The 13190-nt window shown below is 72.7% G+C and carries 17 protein-coding genes; 12 read left to right on the top strand and 5 right to left on the bottom strand.

What is annotated here, in order from left to right; all coding sequences use genetic code 11:
• The 8 genes from ABZS66_RS52145 to ABZS66_RS52110 all read left to right on the top strand — a co-directional run.
• The coding region (locus ABZS66_RS52145; protein WP_354770762.1) for a hypothetical protein at positions 1-242 on the top strand (242 nt) is incomplete at its 5' end.
• 22 nt (positions 243-264) lie between these two features.
• Positions 265-1125, top strand: coding sequence for an alpha/beta hydrolase (locus tag ABZS66_RS52140; RefSeq protein ID WP_354770760.1), 861 nt, complete (start codon positions 265-267; stop codon positions 1123-1125).
• Between the two features lie 114 nt (positions 1126-1239).
• Positions 1240-2319 (top strand): amidohydrolase family protein, encoded by a 1080-nt coding sequence (locus ABZS66_RS52135; RefSeq protein ID WP_354770758.1) that lies wholly within the window; start codon positions 1240-1242, stop codon positions 2317-2319.
• A 17-nt stretch (positions 2320-2336) separates the two neighbouring features.
• Positions 2337-3488 carry an amidohydrolase family protein gene (locus ABZS66_RS52130; RefSeq protein WP_354770756.1) on the top strand — a complete coding sequence of 384 codons (1152 nt, stop codon included), beginning with the start codon at positions 2337-2339 and terminating at the stop codon, positions 3486-3488.
• The gene (locus tag ABZS66_RS52125; protein WP_354770754.1) at positions 3489-3884 is read left to right on the top strand and encodes a Rieske (2Fe-2S) protein; all 396 of its coding nucleotides are present in this window, start codon (positions 3489-3491) and stop codon (positions 3882-3884) included.
• Positions 3885-3991: 107 nt separating this feature from the next.
• Positions 3992-5290 carry an NADH-ubiquinone oxidoreductase-F iron-sulfur binding region domain-containing protein gene (locus tag ABZS66_RS52120; protein ID WP_354770752.1) on the top strand — a complete coding sequence of 433 codons (1299 nt, stop codon included), beginning with the start codon at positions 3992-3994 and terminating at the stop codon, positions 5288-5290.
• Positions 5291-5325: 35 nt separating this feature from the next.
• On the top strand, positions 5326-5553 hold the full coding sequence (locus ABZS66_RS52115) for a ferredoxin (RefSeq protein WP_354770750.1): 228 nt from the start codon (positions 5326-5328) through the stop codon (positions 5551-5553).
• A gap of 15 nt (positions 5554-5568) precedes the next feature.
• Positions 5569-5874 carry a DUF4286 family protein gene (locus tag ABZS66_RS52110; RefSeq protein WP_354770748.1) on the top strand — a complete coding sequence of 102 codons (306 nt, stop codon included), beginning with the start codon at positions 5569-5571 and terminating at the stop codon, positions 5872-5874.
• A 14-nt stretch (positions 5875-5888) separates the two neighbouring features.
• Here the strand turns inward: ABZS66_RS52110 and ABZS66_RS52105 are convergent, their stop codons facing one another.
• Positions 5889-6344: a pyridoxamine 5'-phosphate oxidase family protein gene (locus ABZS66_RS52105; RefSeq protein ID WP_354770746.1), complete on the bottom strand. Its 456-nt coding sequence runs from the start codon at positions 6342-6344 to the stop codon at positions 5889-5891.
• Positions 6341-7087 carry an enoyl-CoA hydratase-related protein gene (locus ABZS66_RS52100; protein ID WP_354770744.1) on the bottom strand — a complete coding sequence of 249 codons (747 nt, stop codon included), beginning with the start codon at positions 7085-7087 and terminating at the stop codon, positions 6341-6343. The genes ABZS66_RS52105 and ABZS66_RS52100 overlap by 4 nt, the downstream gene beginning before the upstream one ends.
• A gap of 134 nt (positions 7088-7221) precedes the next feature.
• Between ABZS66_RS52100 and ABZS66_RS52095 the strand changes: the two genes are divergently transcribed.
• A complete protein-coding gene (locus tag ABZS66_RS52095) occupies positions 7222-7869 on the top strand; it encodes a TetR/AcrR family transcriptional regulator (RefSeq protein WP_354770742.1) in 648 nt (215 codons plus the stop codon).
• Between the two features lie 33 nt (positions 7870-7902).
• Here ABZS66_RS52095 and ABZS66_RS52090 read toward each other — a convergent pair whose 3' ends face one another.
• Both ABZS66_RS52090 and ABZS66_RS52085 read right to left on the bottom strand, forming a co-directional pair.
• Positions 7903-9039 carry a hypothetical protein gene (locus ABZS66_RS52090; protein WP_354770740.1) on the bottom strand — a complete coding sequence of 379 codons (1137 nt, stop codon included), beginning with the start codon at positions 9037-9039 and terminating at the stop codon, positions 7903-7905.
• Positions 9036-9794 carry an SDR family oxidoreductase gene (locus ABZS66_RS52085; RefSeq protein WP_354770738.1) on the bottom strand — a complete coding sequence of 253 codons (759 nt, stop codon included), beginning with the start codon at positions 9792-9794 and terminating at the stop codon, positions 9036-9038. The genes ABZS66_RS52090 and ABZS66_RS52085 overlap by 4 nt, the downstream gene beginning before the upstream one ends.
• A gap of 95 nt (positions 9795-9889) precedes the next feature.
• Here ABZS66_RS52085 and ABZS66_RS52080 point away from each other — a divergent pair, with 95 nt between their 5' ends.
• From ABZS66_RS52080 to ABZS66_RS52070, 3 genes are read left to right on the top strand one after another with little or no spacing between them, the layout of a single operon-like run.
• Positions 9890-10831, top strand: coding sequence for a TIGR03619 family F420-dependent LLM class oxidoreductase (locus ABZS66_RS52080; RefSeq protein WP_354770736.1), 942 nt, complete (start codon positions 9890-9892; stop codon positions 10829-10831).
• Positions 10828-11730, top strand: a complete 903-nt coding sequence (locus ABZS66_RS52075; protein WP_354770734.1) for an LLM class flavin-dependent oxidoreductase — start codon at positions 10828-10830, stop codon at positions 11728-11730. Before ABZS66_RS52080 ends, ABZS66_RS52075 begins: the two co-directional genes overlap by 4 nt.
• Positions 11730-12512, top strand: coding sequence for an enoyl-CoA hydratase/isomerase family protein (locus ABZS66_RS52070; RefSeq protein WP_354770733.1), 783 nt, complete (start codon positions 11730-11732; stop codon positions 12510-12512). The genes ABZS66_RS52075 and ABZS66_RS52070 overlap by 1 nt, the downstream gene beginning before the upstream one ends.
• A gap of 3 nt (positions 12513-12515) precedes the next feature.
• On the opposite strand, the gene ABZS66_RS52065 is transcribed toward ABZS66_RS52070, so the two are convergent.
• Positions 12516-13190, bottom strand: a 675-nt coding sequence (locus tag ABZS66_RS52065) for a phosphotransferase family protein (RefSeq protein WP_354770731.1), incomplete at its 5' end; no start/stop codon positions are given.

The following is a 13190-nucleotide window of genomic DNA, read 5'->3' as shown; positions in this document are numbered from 1 at the left end:
ACGAGTTCGCGCAGATCGCGGTACCGACGCTGATCATCCGGGGCGGGGAGAAGGACTACGACCACCCGAAGCGGACCTCGCTGGAGGTGCACGCGTTGATCAGGGGTTCCCGGCTGATCGAGCCGCCGTGGCCCGAGGACGCGTGGGAGCAGGCGGTCCGGGCGACGACCGAGGGCCGCGGCAGCCTCTTCGACCCGTGGGTGCAGGCGGTGCCCGCGCTGCTGGAATTCATCGACGAGTAGGCACGGGGCGAGGAGCGGGACGGTGGCGGAGGTCGAGGTCAACGGCGGGGTCGTGGTGTACGAGCTGATCGGCCCGCCGGACGGGGAGGTGCTCGTGCTGACCCCGGGCGGCCGGTTCGGCAAGGACTACCCCGGCGTGCGCCCGCTCGCGCAGGCGCTGGCCGAGGGCGGCAAGCGGGTGCTGCTGTGGGACCGGCCCAACTGTGGCGGCTCCGACATCCAGCTGTTCGGGCGGTCGGAGTCGCACATGCGGGCCGAGACGCTGGGCCTGTTGCTGGACGAGCTGGGCATGGACCGGGTCGTCGCGGTGGGCGGCTCGGGCGGCGCCCGCGACATGATCGTCTTCACGATGATGTACCCCGAGAAGGTCCGCAGGCTCGCGGTCTGGTGCATCGTCGGAGGCACCTTCAGCACAATGAGCCTCGCCGGCGTCTACGTCATCCCCGAGCTGCGGGCGGTCCGGGCCGGCGGGGTCGAGGCGGTGGTCCGGCTGTCCGGGCCGGCCGGCTCGTGGTCCGACCTGTGCGCGGTGAACCCGCGCAACGCGGGCCGGTTGCGGGCGATCGGCGACGAGGAGTTCGAGCGGGTGATGACGCGCTGGCTGGATGCGTTCATCCCGAAGCCGAACGAGGCGATTCCGGGTGTGCCGGACTACGAGTTCGCGCAGATCGCGGTACCGACGCTGATCATCCGGGGCGGGGAGAAGGACCATGACCACCCGAAGCGGACCTCGCTGGAGGTGCACGCGTTGATCAGGGGTTCCCGGCTGATCGAGCCGCCGTGGCCCGAGGACGCGTGGGAGCGGCCCGGGCGGCGTGGTTTCGACTTCTGGATCCACGCGGCCAAACCGTTGCTCCACTTCGTGGACGAGGTGGACGAATGAGCCCCGGCCAGCACGAACGGGTCGCCGACCTGGCATCCGCCGGGGGTCTCGGCTAGCATGCAATCGGAGCAATAATTTGCTTCGTCGATCGAACTTGATGGAAGAGAGCGAACCATGACCGATCCTGGTGGGCCTCTGATCGACGCCGGTGTCCACGTCTTCTTCGCGTCCGACAACGACCTGCGGACGTACCTGCGGGAGCCGTTCAAGAGCCGCGGCTACCCGCACGTCGACGTGGCCTGGTTCGCCCCGCCCGGCCCGCGCTACGTCGAAGGCTCCGCGAACCCGGACCGCTCCCACCCCGGGTCCGACCCGGAGGCGGTCGGCCGGGTCGTCCTCGAGGAGCGTGGCTTCGACTACGCGATCCTGCACCCGATGACCGCCGCCTCGATCCTGCCGGACTGGCACCTGGGCTCGGCCATCCTCGCCGCGACCAACCAGATGCTCGTCGAGCGGTGGCTCGACTCCGGCACCTACGCCGACCGGTTCCGCGGCACGATCCGGGTGAACCCGCGCGACATCGACAGCGCCGTGCGGGAGATCGAGCGCTGGAAGGACCACCCGCGGGTGGTCCAGATCGGCCTGCCGATGCAGACCGAGGTGCCGTACGGCCGGCCGCAGTTCAAACCGCTCTGGCGGGCGGCGTCCGACGCCGGGCTGCCGGTCGCGGTGCACATCGAGATGGGCGTGGGGATCACGCATCCGCCGACCCCGTCCGGCATCACCCGGACGTTCTCCCACCTCGCCGCCTACCAGCCGATGACCTTCGTCTGGCACCTGCTGAACATGATCGCCGAGGGCGTGTTCCACGAGTTCCGCGACCTCAAGGTGGTCTGGACCGACGGGGCCGCCGACGTGCTGACGCCGTTCATCTGGCGGATGGACACCTTCGGCCGGCCCCACCTCGAGCAGACCCCGTGGTCGCCGAACATCCCCAGCTCCTACCTGCCCGACCACACCTACTTCGTGCACGGGCTGCTCGACGGCCCCGGCGACGCCGACTTCGCCGACGAGTGGCTGCGGATGACCGGCAAGGAGGACATGCTGCTGTTCGGGTCGAGCTACCCGTCGTGGCAGACCGTGACCCGCGAGGACCTCCCCGCGGCGTGGACCCCGCAGCAGCGCGCGAAGGTCCTGGGCGGCAACGCCGCCGAGCTCTACGGCATCCGGGCGACCGCCCCGGCCACCACGTAGGACGAGAGGAGTCCATCGTGACCGTCGAAATCCAGCAAGCCCGCACGGCCGGCACCGAGCAGGTCGAGGTGCGGGTGGTGGACTCGGACGTCCACCCGACGCCCCGCTACGGCGAACTCGAGCAGTTCATCCCCGAGCCGTACCGCGCCCGGTTCGAACTGCGCAAGCAGATGGCCGGCAACCCGGTCTACTACGACGCGCCGGACTACAACCACGCCTTCGCGATGCGGACCGACACCTTCCCCGACGACGGCAACTTCGCGGGCTCCGACCCGGCCCTCACGTTCCGCCAGCTCATCCTGGAGGCGGGCTGCGACATCGCGATCCTCGGCCCGCTCACCGGGGGCGGTGGCCAGACCGACGAGGAGCAGCACGTCCTCGCCGTCGCCACCAACGACTGGCAGGACAAGTGCTGGCTGGACAGTGAGAACAACTGGCACAAGCGGTACCGGGGCTCGATCGTCGCCGCGATCGAGATGCCCGAGGACGGCGCGCGGGAGATCGAGCGGTGGGCCGGCCACCCGTACATGTCCCAGGTACTGATCAGCTCGGAGCCGCGCCCGTCGTGGGGCCACCCGAAGTACGACCCGATCTGGGCCGCCGCGACCCGCCACAACATCCCGGTGGCCTGCCACCTCGGCCGCGGCCAGCACAACGAGCTGCCGATGTCGCCGGTCGGGTTCATGACCTACAACCACGACCTCATGGTCACCTACTCGATGCTCGCCGCCAACCAGGTGTCGAGCCTGATCTTCGACGGAGTGTTCGACCGCTTCCCGACGCTGCAGATCGTGCTGATCGAGCACGCGTTCACCTGGATCCTGCCGCTGATGTGGCGCATGGACGCGATCTACAAGGCCCGCGGTCCGGAGAACGGGCTCAAGCGCCGTCCGTCGGAGTACGTCAAGGACCACATCTGGTTCACCACCCAGCCGCTGGACTACCCGGAGAACAAGATCGAGCTGACGAACGCCCTGGAGTGGATGGAGGCCGACAAGATCCTGCTGTTCTCGTCCGACTATCCACACTGGACGTTCGACGACCCGCAGTGGGTCTCCAAGCACATGCCCGAGCAGTGGCGGGAGAAGATCATGTTCCAGAACGCCATCGACCTGTTCCGCCTGCCGAGCACGGTTCCGGCGCTGCCCGGGCAGAAGCGGCCGTTCTAGATGCGCGAGCGGGAGAAGGTCCAGGCCCCACTGGCCCGCGGGCGGGAGCACGTCGTGGCGACCGTCGACGAGATCGCGCCCGGCCAGTCCAAGGTCGTGCCGATCGGTCGGTACGGCGTGGGCGTCTACAACGTCAACGGCAAGTACTACGCGATCGCCAACTACTGCCCGCACGAGGGCGGGCCGCTGTGCGGGGGCCGCACCCACGGACAGACCGTGGTCGACGACGAACGCCCCGGCGGCGCGGCCGAGATCCGCGACGGTGAGTTCATCTACTGCCCCTGGCACCAGTGGGGGTTCGAGCTCGCGACCGGCACGACCGCGGTGAAGCCGGAGTGGAGCATCCGCACCTATCCCGTGCGGGTCGACGGTGACGACGTCATCGTCACCGCCTGAGCACCGATGCACACGAACACCGCCGGCCCCCTGACGCCGGGGGGCCGGCGCACCGCCGACCTCGGCAGGTACGTCCGGATCGAATCCCGGGTCGACAGAGGAGCCCCATGAGCCTGACCGCAGACGCCCACGTCGCGCCGAAGGTCGCGACGTTTCCCGAGGTCGGCGCCCGCCTGGTAGCCGGCGTCGCCGCCCGCGAGGACCTTGAGCAGTACCGCTCCACCGGCGGGTACGCCGCGGTGGACGACGCCGAGCGACTGCTCGACGCCGTGGAGGCGGCCGCGCTGCGCGGCCGCGGCGGAGCGGCGTTCCCCACCAGCCGCAAGATCGAGACCGTCCGGACCGGGCGCGGGATCCCGGTCGTCGTCGCCAACGGCGAGGAGGGCGAGCCGGCGTCGGTCAAGGACCGGTGGCTGCTGCGCAACCGGCCGCATCTCGTGCTCGACGGCCTGCGCCTCGCCGCGCTCATGGCCGGCTCCGAGGACGTGCACGTGTACGTGTCCGACCAGGCGGGCGCCGCCAGCGTCCGGCGGGCCGTGCAGGAGCTGTCGGGCGCCGGCGTCTGGGACGCCGACGTCATGGTCACCGTCGTCGACCCGGCCTACGTCGCCGGCGAGGAGACCGCCGTCGTCCGGGCGCTCAACGGCGGCCCGGCGCTGCCCATGGACAAGCCGCCGCGCCCCTTCGAGGAGGGCGTCGCCGGCCGGCCAACACTCGTCAACAACGTGGAGACGCTGGCAAACCTCCCGCTCATCCAGCGCCTCGGTGCCGCCGGCTACCGGGAGGCGGGCACGGCGGCGTCGCCGGGGACGTTCCTGCTGACCCTGACCGGGTGCGCCGCCACCGGGCTGTACGAGATCCCGTTCGGCGAGACCCTCCGCAGCGTGCTGTCCTGGCTGGGCGAGGACCACCGCTCCGTGGCCGGCGTGCTCATGGGCGGGTACTTCTCCGGCGTCCTCGGTCCGCACGCCCTCGACGTCCCGCTGGACTACGACTCGCTGCGGGCGGTCGAGAGTGGCCTCGGCTGCGGCGCGGTGGGCGTGATCTCCCGGGACACGTGCCCGGTCGCCGTGTCGGCCGCGGTGCTGGCCTACTTCGCGCGGGAGAACGCCGGCCAGTGCGGCTCGTGCTTCAACGGCACCGCCGCGATGAGCGCCGTGCTCGACGCCCTGGTCGAGCACCGGGCGGGCCCGGACGACATGGAGCGGCTGACCCGCTGGTCGACCTTCCTGCGCGGCCGGGGCGCGTGCGGGACGCTGGACGGCGCGACGAACGTCGCGGCCAGCCTGCTGCGCGAGTTCCCCGACCTCGTCTCCAGGCATCTGCACGGCCTGTGCGACCTCTGCGACTCCGGACGACGGGTCGCCGACCCGCCGTTCGCCGTGATCCTGCCCCCGCGGAGCTGATCCCCCGCTGCGCCACGAGCCGAGGAGAGACATCGGTGAAGATCAAGCTGGACCGTACCATCTGCGACGGCTTCGGGCAGTGCGCCATCTACGCGCCGGAGACGTTCTCGCTGGACGACTGGGGCTATGTGTCGCTCATCGGGGCCGGCAACATCGCGTCGGAGCATGAGGTGGGGGTGCGCCGCGCGCTGCTGGACTGCCCGGTGCACGCCATCACCGAGCTGAAGCCGGTCGACGAGCCCCACGCCGAACGCAACCACTGACGGAGAGGTCACATCATGGGCAAGGCCATCCTGGTCGTACGAACCAACCCGGTGGACGGCCGGGAGGACGAGTACAACGAGTGGTACACCAACAAGCACGTGCCGGACATCCTGGCACTGCCCGGCTTCGTCGCCGCGCGCCGCTACGTCCTGGCCGAGCCGGACGAGACCGCCGAGTTCCGGTACCTGGCGATCTACGAGGTCGAGGGCTCGGTGGCCGACGCACTCGGCGCGCTGGCCGGTGCCGGTCTCGACGTCAGCCCGAGCCTGGACCCGCACACCTCCGCGGAGCCCTACGTCGCGTTCGACCCGACGGTGTAGCCGGGGCGGGGCCGTCAGTCGCGCAGGGCGATGCGGCCGTTGTCCCAGCTGAGGATCCGGTCGTCGGGCGTGAAGCGCAGCGTGACCTGGTCGCTGTAGTGGCGTTGCGCGACCTGGGGCAGGCGGCCCGGCGCCACCCGCGAGGGCGCGTACTTCGCCTCGAACAGCTGCCGCACGGCCGACTCGGTCGGCTCGTCGGTGACGACGGCGATGGTTCCGGTCAGGTGCACCGCGGCCAGCTCGGCCCAGGCGTGGCCGGACTCGGCGAGGAAGGCGGCGCGGGGATCGCGGCGGACGCGGGCGACCTTCTTCGTGCCGGCCGGCGTGGTGCAGCAGATCGTCCGGTCCAGCACCACGAACCAGACCGGGAGCGTGACCGGCCACCCGTCCGCGCGCAGCGTCGTCAGGATGCCGGTGTGGGCGCGTTCGACGAAGGCCCAGGCCTCGTCCGGCGTGAAGCGGATGCTCACGACCGGCGCGCCACGTCGCGGCCGGCGGCGGCGAAGGCCTCGGCGTCGAACGGACGGTCCAGCATGACGGCCCACTCCGTCTCCAGCGGCGCCGCGACCGCGGCCGCCTCGGCCCGGTCGTAGAGGCGCAGGACGTCACGCACGGCGGTCGTCGGCGGCACCTGACGCGCCAGCGCGTGGGTGAAGGCGAGCAGCTGCTCGTGCGGTACCACATGATTGGCCAGGCCGATCGCCGCGGCCTCGGCGGCGGGGACGGTGCGTCCGGTCACCGACAGCTCCCGGGCCCGGCGCACGCCGACGGCCCGTGGCAGCAGGGCGGTCAGGCCCCACGTGGGCACCACGCCGAGGCGGGCGTGCGTGTCGGCGAACGAGGCCCGGTCGGAGGCGACGATGAACGACGCGCTGAGCGCGACCTCCAGGCCACCGGAGACGCACGCCCCGTTGACGGCGCAGACGACCGGCTTGCGCATGGCCCGCAGGGCGCGGGCCGGGTGGTGGCGGAACTGGTTGCCGTACCGGTCGGCGAACTGGTCGCGGTCGGTGAAGTCGAGCCCCGCGCAGAACGCCGGATCGGTGCCGGTGAGCACCACCGCGCGGACCGTGGCGTCCTGGTCGGCCGCGGCGAGGACATCGCACAGCTCGACCTGCATGGCGCGGGACAACGCGTTGCGCTTCTCGGGGCGATGAAGGGTCACCGTGCGAGTTCCGTCGTCGTCGAACGTCCGGACGAGGCCGCTGGGCATGTGCCGATGCTAACCGAGTCCGGTCATATCCGCTATATGATTAAGATGATGAAGGCCGGCGCCGTCAGGTGCGCCGAGTCGCGCTGTCACGCTCCGCGCCGCGGCGGTGACGTTTCTGCACTCCGCGTCGCGTCATGGGTCGGCCGCCCCTATCATTCATCCGAAACCGGCGAAGGAACCCCGGCGAAGGGAACAGGTTGCCTCGGCCATCACGACGCGCTGAAGTCCGGACCACCGCGGCCCGCCTCATCCGCGCGCACGGTTACGATGCGGCCTCCATGGATCTGCTGGCCGACACGGTCGGGCTCAACAAGGGGACGCTGTACCACTACTACCCCTCCAAGAGCGCCATCCTCTACGAGCTGCTGTCCGACCAGGTCGACGCGACCCTCGAGCTCATCGGCCGGGTGCCGCGCACCGGCAGCGCCGCGGAGCGCATGCGGGCGCTGATCCGGCTGCAGGTCGAGCACGTCTCGACCAAGCAGGACGAGCTGGTGGTGTTCTTCCAGGAGCTGCCCTGGGTCGAGCAGCACCTCGACGAGGAGCAGGCGGTCGACCTGCGCCGGCGCATCGACCGCTATGAGAAGTTCACCCGGCAGCTGCTGTCCGCCGGCGTGCGGGCGGGGGAGTTCCGCGAGCTGAACGTCAACATGGTCATGTACTCGATCATCGGCATCCTCGCCTACGTGCCGAACTGGTTCCGGGCCGCCGGGCGCAAGGCGCAGGAGACCCTGGTCGACGAGCTCGCCGACTTCGTCATGCACGGGATCCTGCGGCACTGACTCACCCGACCGACCGGCCGGTTGGCGTGCCGATCAGCGGATCGTCTCGGGGATGACCCGCGGCCGGCGCCCCAGCGCGTCGGGGATGGTGCGCAGGTCGGCCGCGGGGTAGGCGAAGCCGGGCGCGAGCAGGATGCCGGGCGGCGCGGCCACGACCGCCGGGATCGTCTGCACCAGCTGCACGGCGGTCGCCAGGTTGGCCGCGGACTGCCGGTCGTCGACGCCGAAGACGTCGCGTGCGTCCGAGGTGCGCAGGTCGGCGCGGGTGCGCACGTCGACGGGCAGGCCCCGCACCTCGACCTCGTACAGGTCGCCGGAGACGAGCTCGACGCCGTCGTCGACGAGCGCCGGGTCCAGGTACCACAGCTCGCGGACGGTGATGACGGGTTCGCCGCCGACGAGCCCGCTCCACACGCCGTCGAGCGCGCCGACGGTACCCCGCTCGACCGTCACCCCGGCACACTGCAGCGTCCGGGTGCTGGGCAGGTACCGGACCTCGGCCGTCAGCTCCTCGACCGGCAGGCCGAGATGGTGGGCGAGCCCGGCGATGCACTCGAAGTAGTACCGGCTCAGCAGCGTCTTGCGGGTCTTCGAGCCGAGCTGTTCGGGCCGCCGGCCGAAGCCGATGGCGGCGATCGTGTCGCCGGCGTGATGGCTCAGGTCGCAGATCTCGCGCAGGTGCACGGCGTGCACGGTGGTGCACAGGCTGGTCGCGGTGAGCGCGAACCGCTCGGCGAACCAGCCCGGGTGGATACCGGTGCCGTGCAGGGTCGTGCCACCCTCGGCGCAGGCGGCCTCGATCGGGGCGACGTACGCCTCGCCGCGCTGCCACGGGAAGAAGTACGCGGTCGACGTGACGACGTTCTTGCCGCCGCGCAGCAGCGCGGTGATCTCCGCGTGCCGCGACGTCTCGTCGGGCAGCGCGATGCCCGCGTAGAGCACGACGTCGGCGTCCAGGTCGTGGATCGCCTGCGGGTCGGCGACGACCTCGACGCCGATCGGTGGCTCGCCGATGAGCTCCATCGCGTCGCGGCCGACCTTCGCCGGGCTGTAGGCGAGGCAGCCGACGAGCTGGAGCTCGGGGCGGCGGGCGATCTCGCGCAGGGCCTGGGCGCCGGTGTATCCCGGGCCCCAGACGACGACGCGGTACGGCGTCTCGCGGATCGTCATGAGGCCGCCGATCCGTGCGCCACCAGCGCGCCGCCGTCGACCGCGACCACCTGGCCGGTCATCCAGCCGGCGCGGTCGGACAGCAGGAACGAGGTGATCGCGGCGATGTCCTCGGGCGTGCCGAAGCGGCCCATCGGGATGCCGCTGAGCAGCTGGGCCCGCTCCGGCTCGGGGATGGCGGCGGCCATGTCGGTGTCGATCAGCCCGGGCGCGACCGCGTTGACCCGTACGGCCGGCGCCAGCTCGGCGGCCAGCTGCCGGGTGAGGTGGTCCAGCGCCGCCTTCGTCGCGTTGTAGAAGCCCGTCTTCGGCGTCGCGATGCGGGCGCCGATCGAGCTGATGTTGACCACCGCGCCGCCGTGCTCACGCATGCCGGCCCGCCAGACCAGCTGCGTCCAGTACAGCGGCGCCCACTGGTTCACCTCGGTGAGCTTGGTGACCAGCGGCGGCTCCACGTCGATGGTCGGGCCCCACTGCGGGTTCACCGCCGCGTTGTTCACGAGGTAGTCGACGCGGCCGAACGTGCGCACCGCGAACGCGACGCAGTCGGCGGCGGCTGCGGGGTCGGCGGCGTGCGCGACCCGCCAGTGGCAGGCCGGTCCGAGCTCGGCCGCGGCCGCCTCGAGCGCGGGCTGCCTGCGGCCGGTCACCAGGACCCGGGCGCCGGCGCGCACGAGCTCGCCGGCGATCGCCCGGCCGATGCCGCGGGAACCGCCGGTGACGATCGCGGTCCTGCCGTCGTGGTCGCTCGGCACGGTCACCTCATCCCGGGTCGGGGTTCGTCGACCGGCAACATAACAAACCAACCGTTGGGTTGGCTACGGCATGCGGCCGGCCATATGCTGCACCCGTGGGAGACCCTGTCGAGCCGGAGCTTTCCGTCGCCGTCCGTAACTTCGCCGCCGAGCCCCCGGGCGACTGGCGGCACATCCTCGACCAGGCACGCGCCGCCGACGCGGCCGGCATCGACCGGATCTTCGTCGTCGACCACCTCGTCTTCGGCCGCGACCTGTCCGCGTACGGACAGCCGGCCACCGGCGGCGTCACCGGCGGCGTGCAGCCCACCGGCCCCGACGGGGACTGGCTGGAGCCGCTGACCGCGCTGGCGGCGATGGCCGCCGTCACGACGCGGGTCAGGCTCGCCACCAACGTCCTCGTCGCGCCGCTGCGCCCGGCCGTCCTCCTGGCGAAGATCGCCGCCACCATCGACGTGCTGTCCCACGGGCGGCTCGAGCTCGGCGTCGGCGTCGGCTGGCAGGAGGCCGAGTACCGTGCGGTCGGCGTGCCGTTCGCCGAGCGGGGCCGGGTGCTCGACGAGACCCTCGCGGTGTGCCGGGCACTGTGGACCACCGACGAGGTCTCGATGTCGGGGCGCGGGTTCGAGCTCGACGCCGTCCACATGCGACCCAAGCCCACCGACCCCGGTGGGGTGCCGGTATGGCTGGGCGGCCGGGCGATCCCGGCCGTGGCCCGGCGCCTGGCGACCCACGGCGCCGGCTGGATCCCGTGGGGCGTCAGGACCGGCGACCTCGCCGCGGCGCGGGACGCGATGCGCCCGCTCGTCGAGCGGCACGGCCGCGACTTCGCCACCGTGCGGATCTCGGCCGCGCTGCCGACCGTCGTCGCCGACGGGGCCCTCGACCTCCCGCGCGTGCTGGCCGACGTGCCACGGCTGCGGGCGCTCGGCGTCTCCGACTTCCGCACCCTGGCGCGGCTGCCGCGCGCCGGGGCCGCCGCCCGTGACCTGCTCGACGAGCTCAACGGGCGGTTCCGGGAAGCCGTGGCGGCGTGAAGGCCGGCCTGACGCTCGGGGCCGCCGGGTCCGTGCCCGCCGACGCCCGGCGGGCCGAGGCGCTCGGCTTCGACTACCTGGCCTGCGGCGAGCACCTGTTCTTCCAGGTCGCGCCGAACCCGTTCGTCGAGCTCGCCGCGGCCGCCGCGGTGACCACGCGGATCCGGCTGGTCAGCACGGTGAGCCTGCTGCCGCTCTACCCGGCCGCCCTCGTCGCCAAGCTGGCCGCGACGCTCGACCAGGTCGCGCAGGGGCGCTTCGAGCTCGGCGTCGGTGCCGGCGGGGAGGCGCCGGCCGAGTTCGCGGCCGTCGGGGTCGACCCCGCCGAGCGGTTCCGCCGGCTCGACGAGGGCCTTGAGGTGCTGCGCCTGCTGTTCCGCGGCGGACCGGTGTCGTACGAGGGAACGTACACGCGCCTGCAGGGCGTCGCGCTCGACCCACCGCCGGTGCAGCCCGGGGGACCGCCGATCTGGCTCGGCGGCCGCAAGGACGGCGCGATCCGCCGCGCCGGCCGGTTCGCCCGCACCTGGCTGCCGTACATGGTGACGCCGGAGCAGCTGCGGGCCGGGCTGGACCGGGTCCGGGCCGCGGCCGCCGGGCACGGGCGCGACCCGTCCGGCGTCGGAGCGGCCCTGTTCGCTTTCGCCTGCGCCGACCCGGACGCCGGCTGGGCGCGGCGGACCGGCATCGACCACGTCAGCGCCGCCTACCGGCAGGACTTCGCGCCGCTCGCCGACCGCTACCTCCTGCTCGGCTCGCCGGGCGCGGTCGCCCGCCGGATCCGCGAGTTCGCCGCCGCCGGCGCGGGCACGGTCATCCTGCAGGTCGCCGCGCCACCGGAGGACCGCGACCGGGTCCTGGACACGATCGCCCACGACGTCCTGCCCGAGCTGCGCTGATGGACCGGGTCCGGCTCGATGTGCACGACCGGGTCGGCGAGCTCGTGCTGAGCCGGCCGGAGAAGCTCAACGCCATCGACCGCGAGATGCTGCACCAGATCGAGCGGGCGCTGCGGATCGCGGAGGGCGACCGGGCCGTCCGGGTGCTCATCGTGCGCGGCGAGGGCCGGGGGTTCTGCGCCGGCGCGGACCTCGGCGCGGTCGACGACAAGGTCGCCGACTCCGGTCTGCTGGCCGAGTTCATGGCGTACTGGCACCAGGTCTTCGGGCGCCTCGCCGCCTCGCCGCTGCCGTCGATCGCGGCCGTGCACGGCGTCGCCTACGCGGGCGGGTTCGAGCTGATGCAGGCGTGCGACCTTGCCGTCGTCGCCGACGACGCCAGCCTCGCCGACCAGCACGCCGTCTACGGGCTGATACCGGGCGGCGGCGGTACCCAGCGGCTGCCCCGGCTGACCGGCGAGCGCCGGGCGAAGTGGCTGATGTTCAGCGGCCTGCCCGTCGAACCGCGCGATGCCCTCGCCGCCGGGCTCGTCAACGCGGTGCGGCCGGCGGCGGAGGTGCTCGCCCACGCCCGGGCGATGGCCGCCGTGCTCGCCCGGCGCAGCCCGGTCGCGACCGCGCGGATGAAGGAGGCGATCCGCCTGGGCCTGGCCGCACCGGACCTCGGCGCCGGCCTGGAGATCGAGCGGCGGCTGACCGTGGAGCACATGCGCGCCGCGGACCCACGCATCGGGCTGGCCGCGTTCGCCGAACGCGCCGAGCCCGACTTCATCGGGGAGTGAGGCTCAGCGCCCGGGCGCCGGTGCGTCGGCGAGCCGGATCCAGGCGTCGCACGCGGCGACGAACTTCGTGGTGTCGACGGCGTCGGCCATCACCCCGGACCGGTACCGGTGCAGGGCCCGCAGCGCCGTGCCGGCCACCCGCCAGCACGCCATGCGGTAGTGGTAGTCGAAGTCGTCGAGGCCGGCGCCGGTGAGGCCGGCGTAGTGGGCCAGCGCCTCGCCGAGCCCGGCGGCGCCGGGCGCCGACGTCGCCAGCCGCACGCCGAGCATCGCCTCGGCCGGCGGGTCCCAGAACGCGGCCAGCAGCCCCAGGTCGGCCAGCGGCTCGCCGAGGGTGACGAGCTCCCAGTCCAGCACGGCCCGGATGTCGCCGCCGGGGCCGACGATCGCGTTGCCGAGCCGGTAGTCGCCGTGCACGACGCGGCACCGGTCGTCGCGGGGCATCCGGCGCTCCAGGTCCTGCGCGATCCGGTCGAGCTCGGCGGCCTGCGCCGCGGCCCCACCGGCGGCGTCGGCGACGACCGAGCGCCAGCGGTGCAGCTGGCGGCGCAGGTACGAACGGCGCGGGCCCAGGTCGCCCAGCCCGATCTCGTCCGGCTCCACGGTGTGCAGGGCGGCGAGCGGCGCCGCCAAGCACCAGCTCACCGACGACACCGAGGTCGAGGACCACGTGACCGC

The sequence above is a fragment of the Dactylosporangium sp. NPDC005572 genome (assembly GCF_040605515.1).
Taxonomy (GTDB): domain Bacteria; phylum Actinomycetota; class Actinomycetes; order Mycobacteriales; family Micromonosporaceae; genus Dactylosporangium.
The sequence above is the reverse complement of the archived record's forward strand: the minus strand, read 5'-3'. Positions and strand labels throughout refer to the sequence as shown.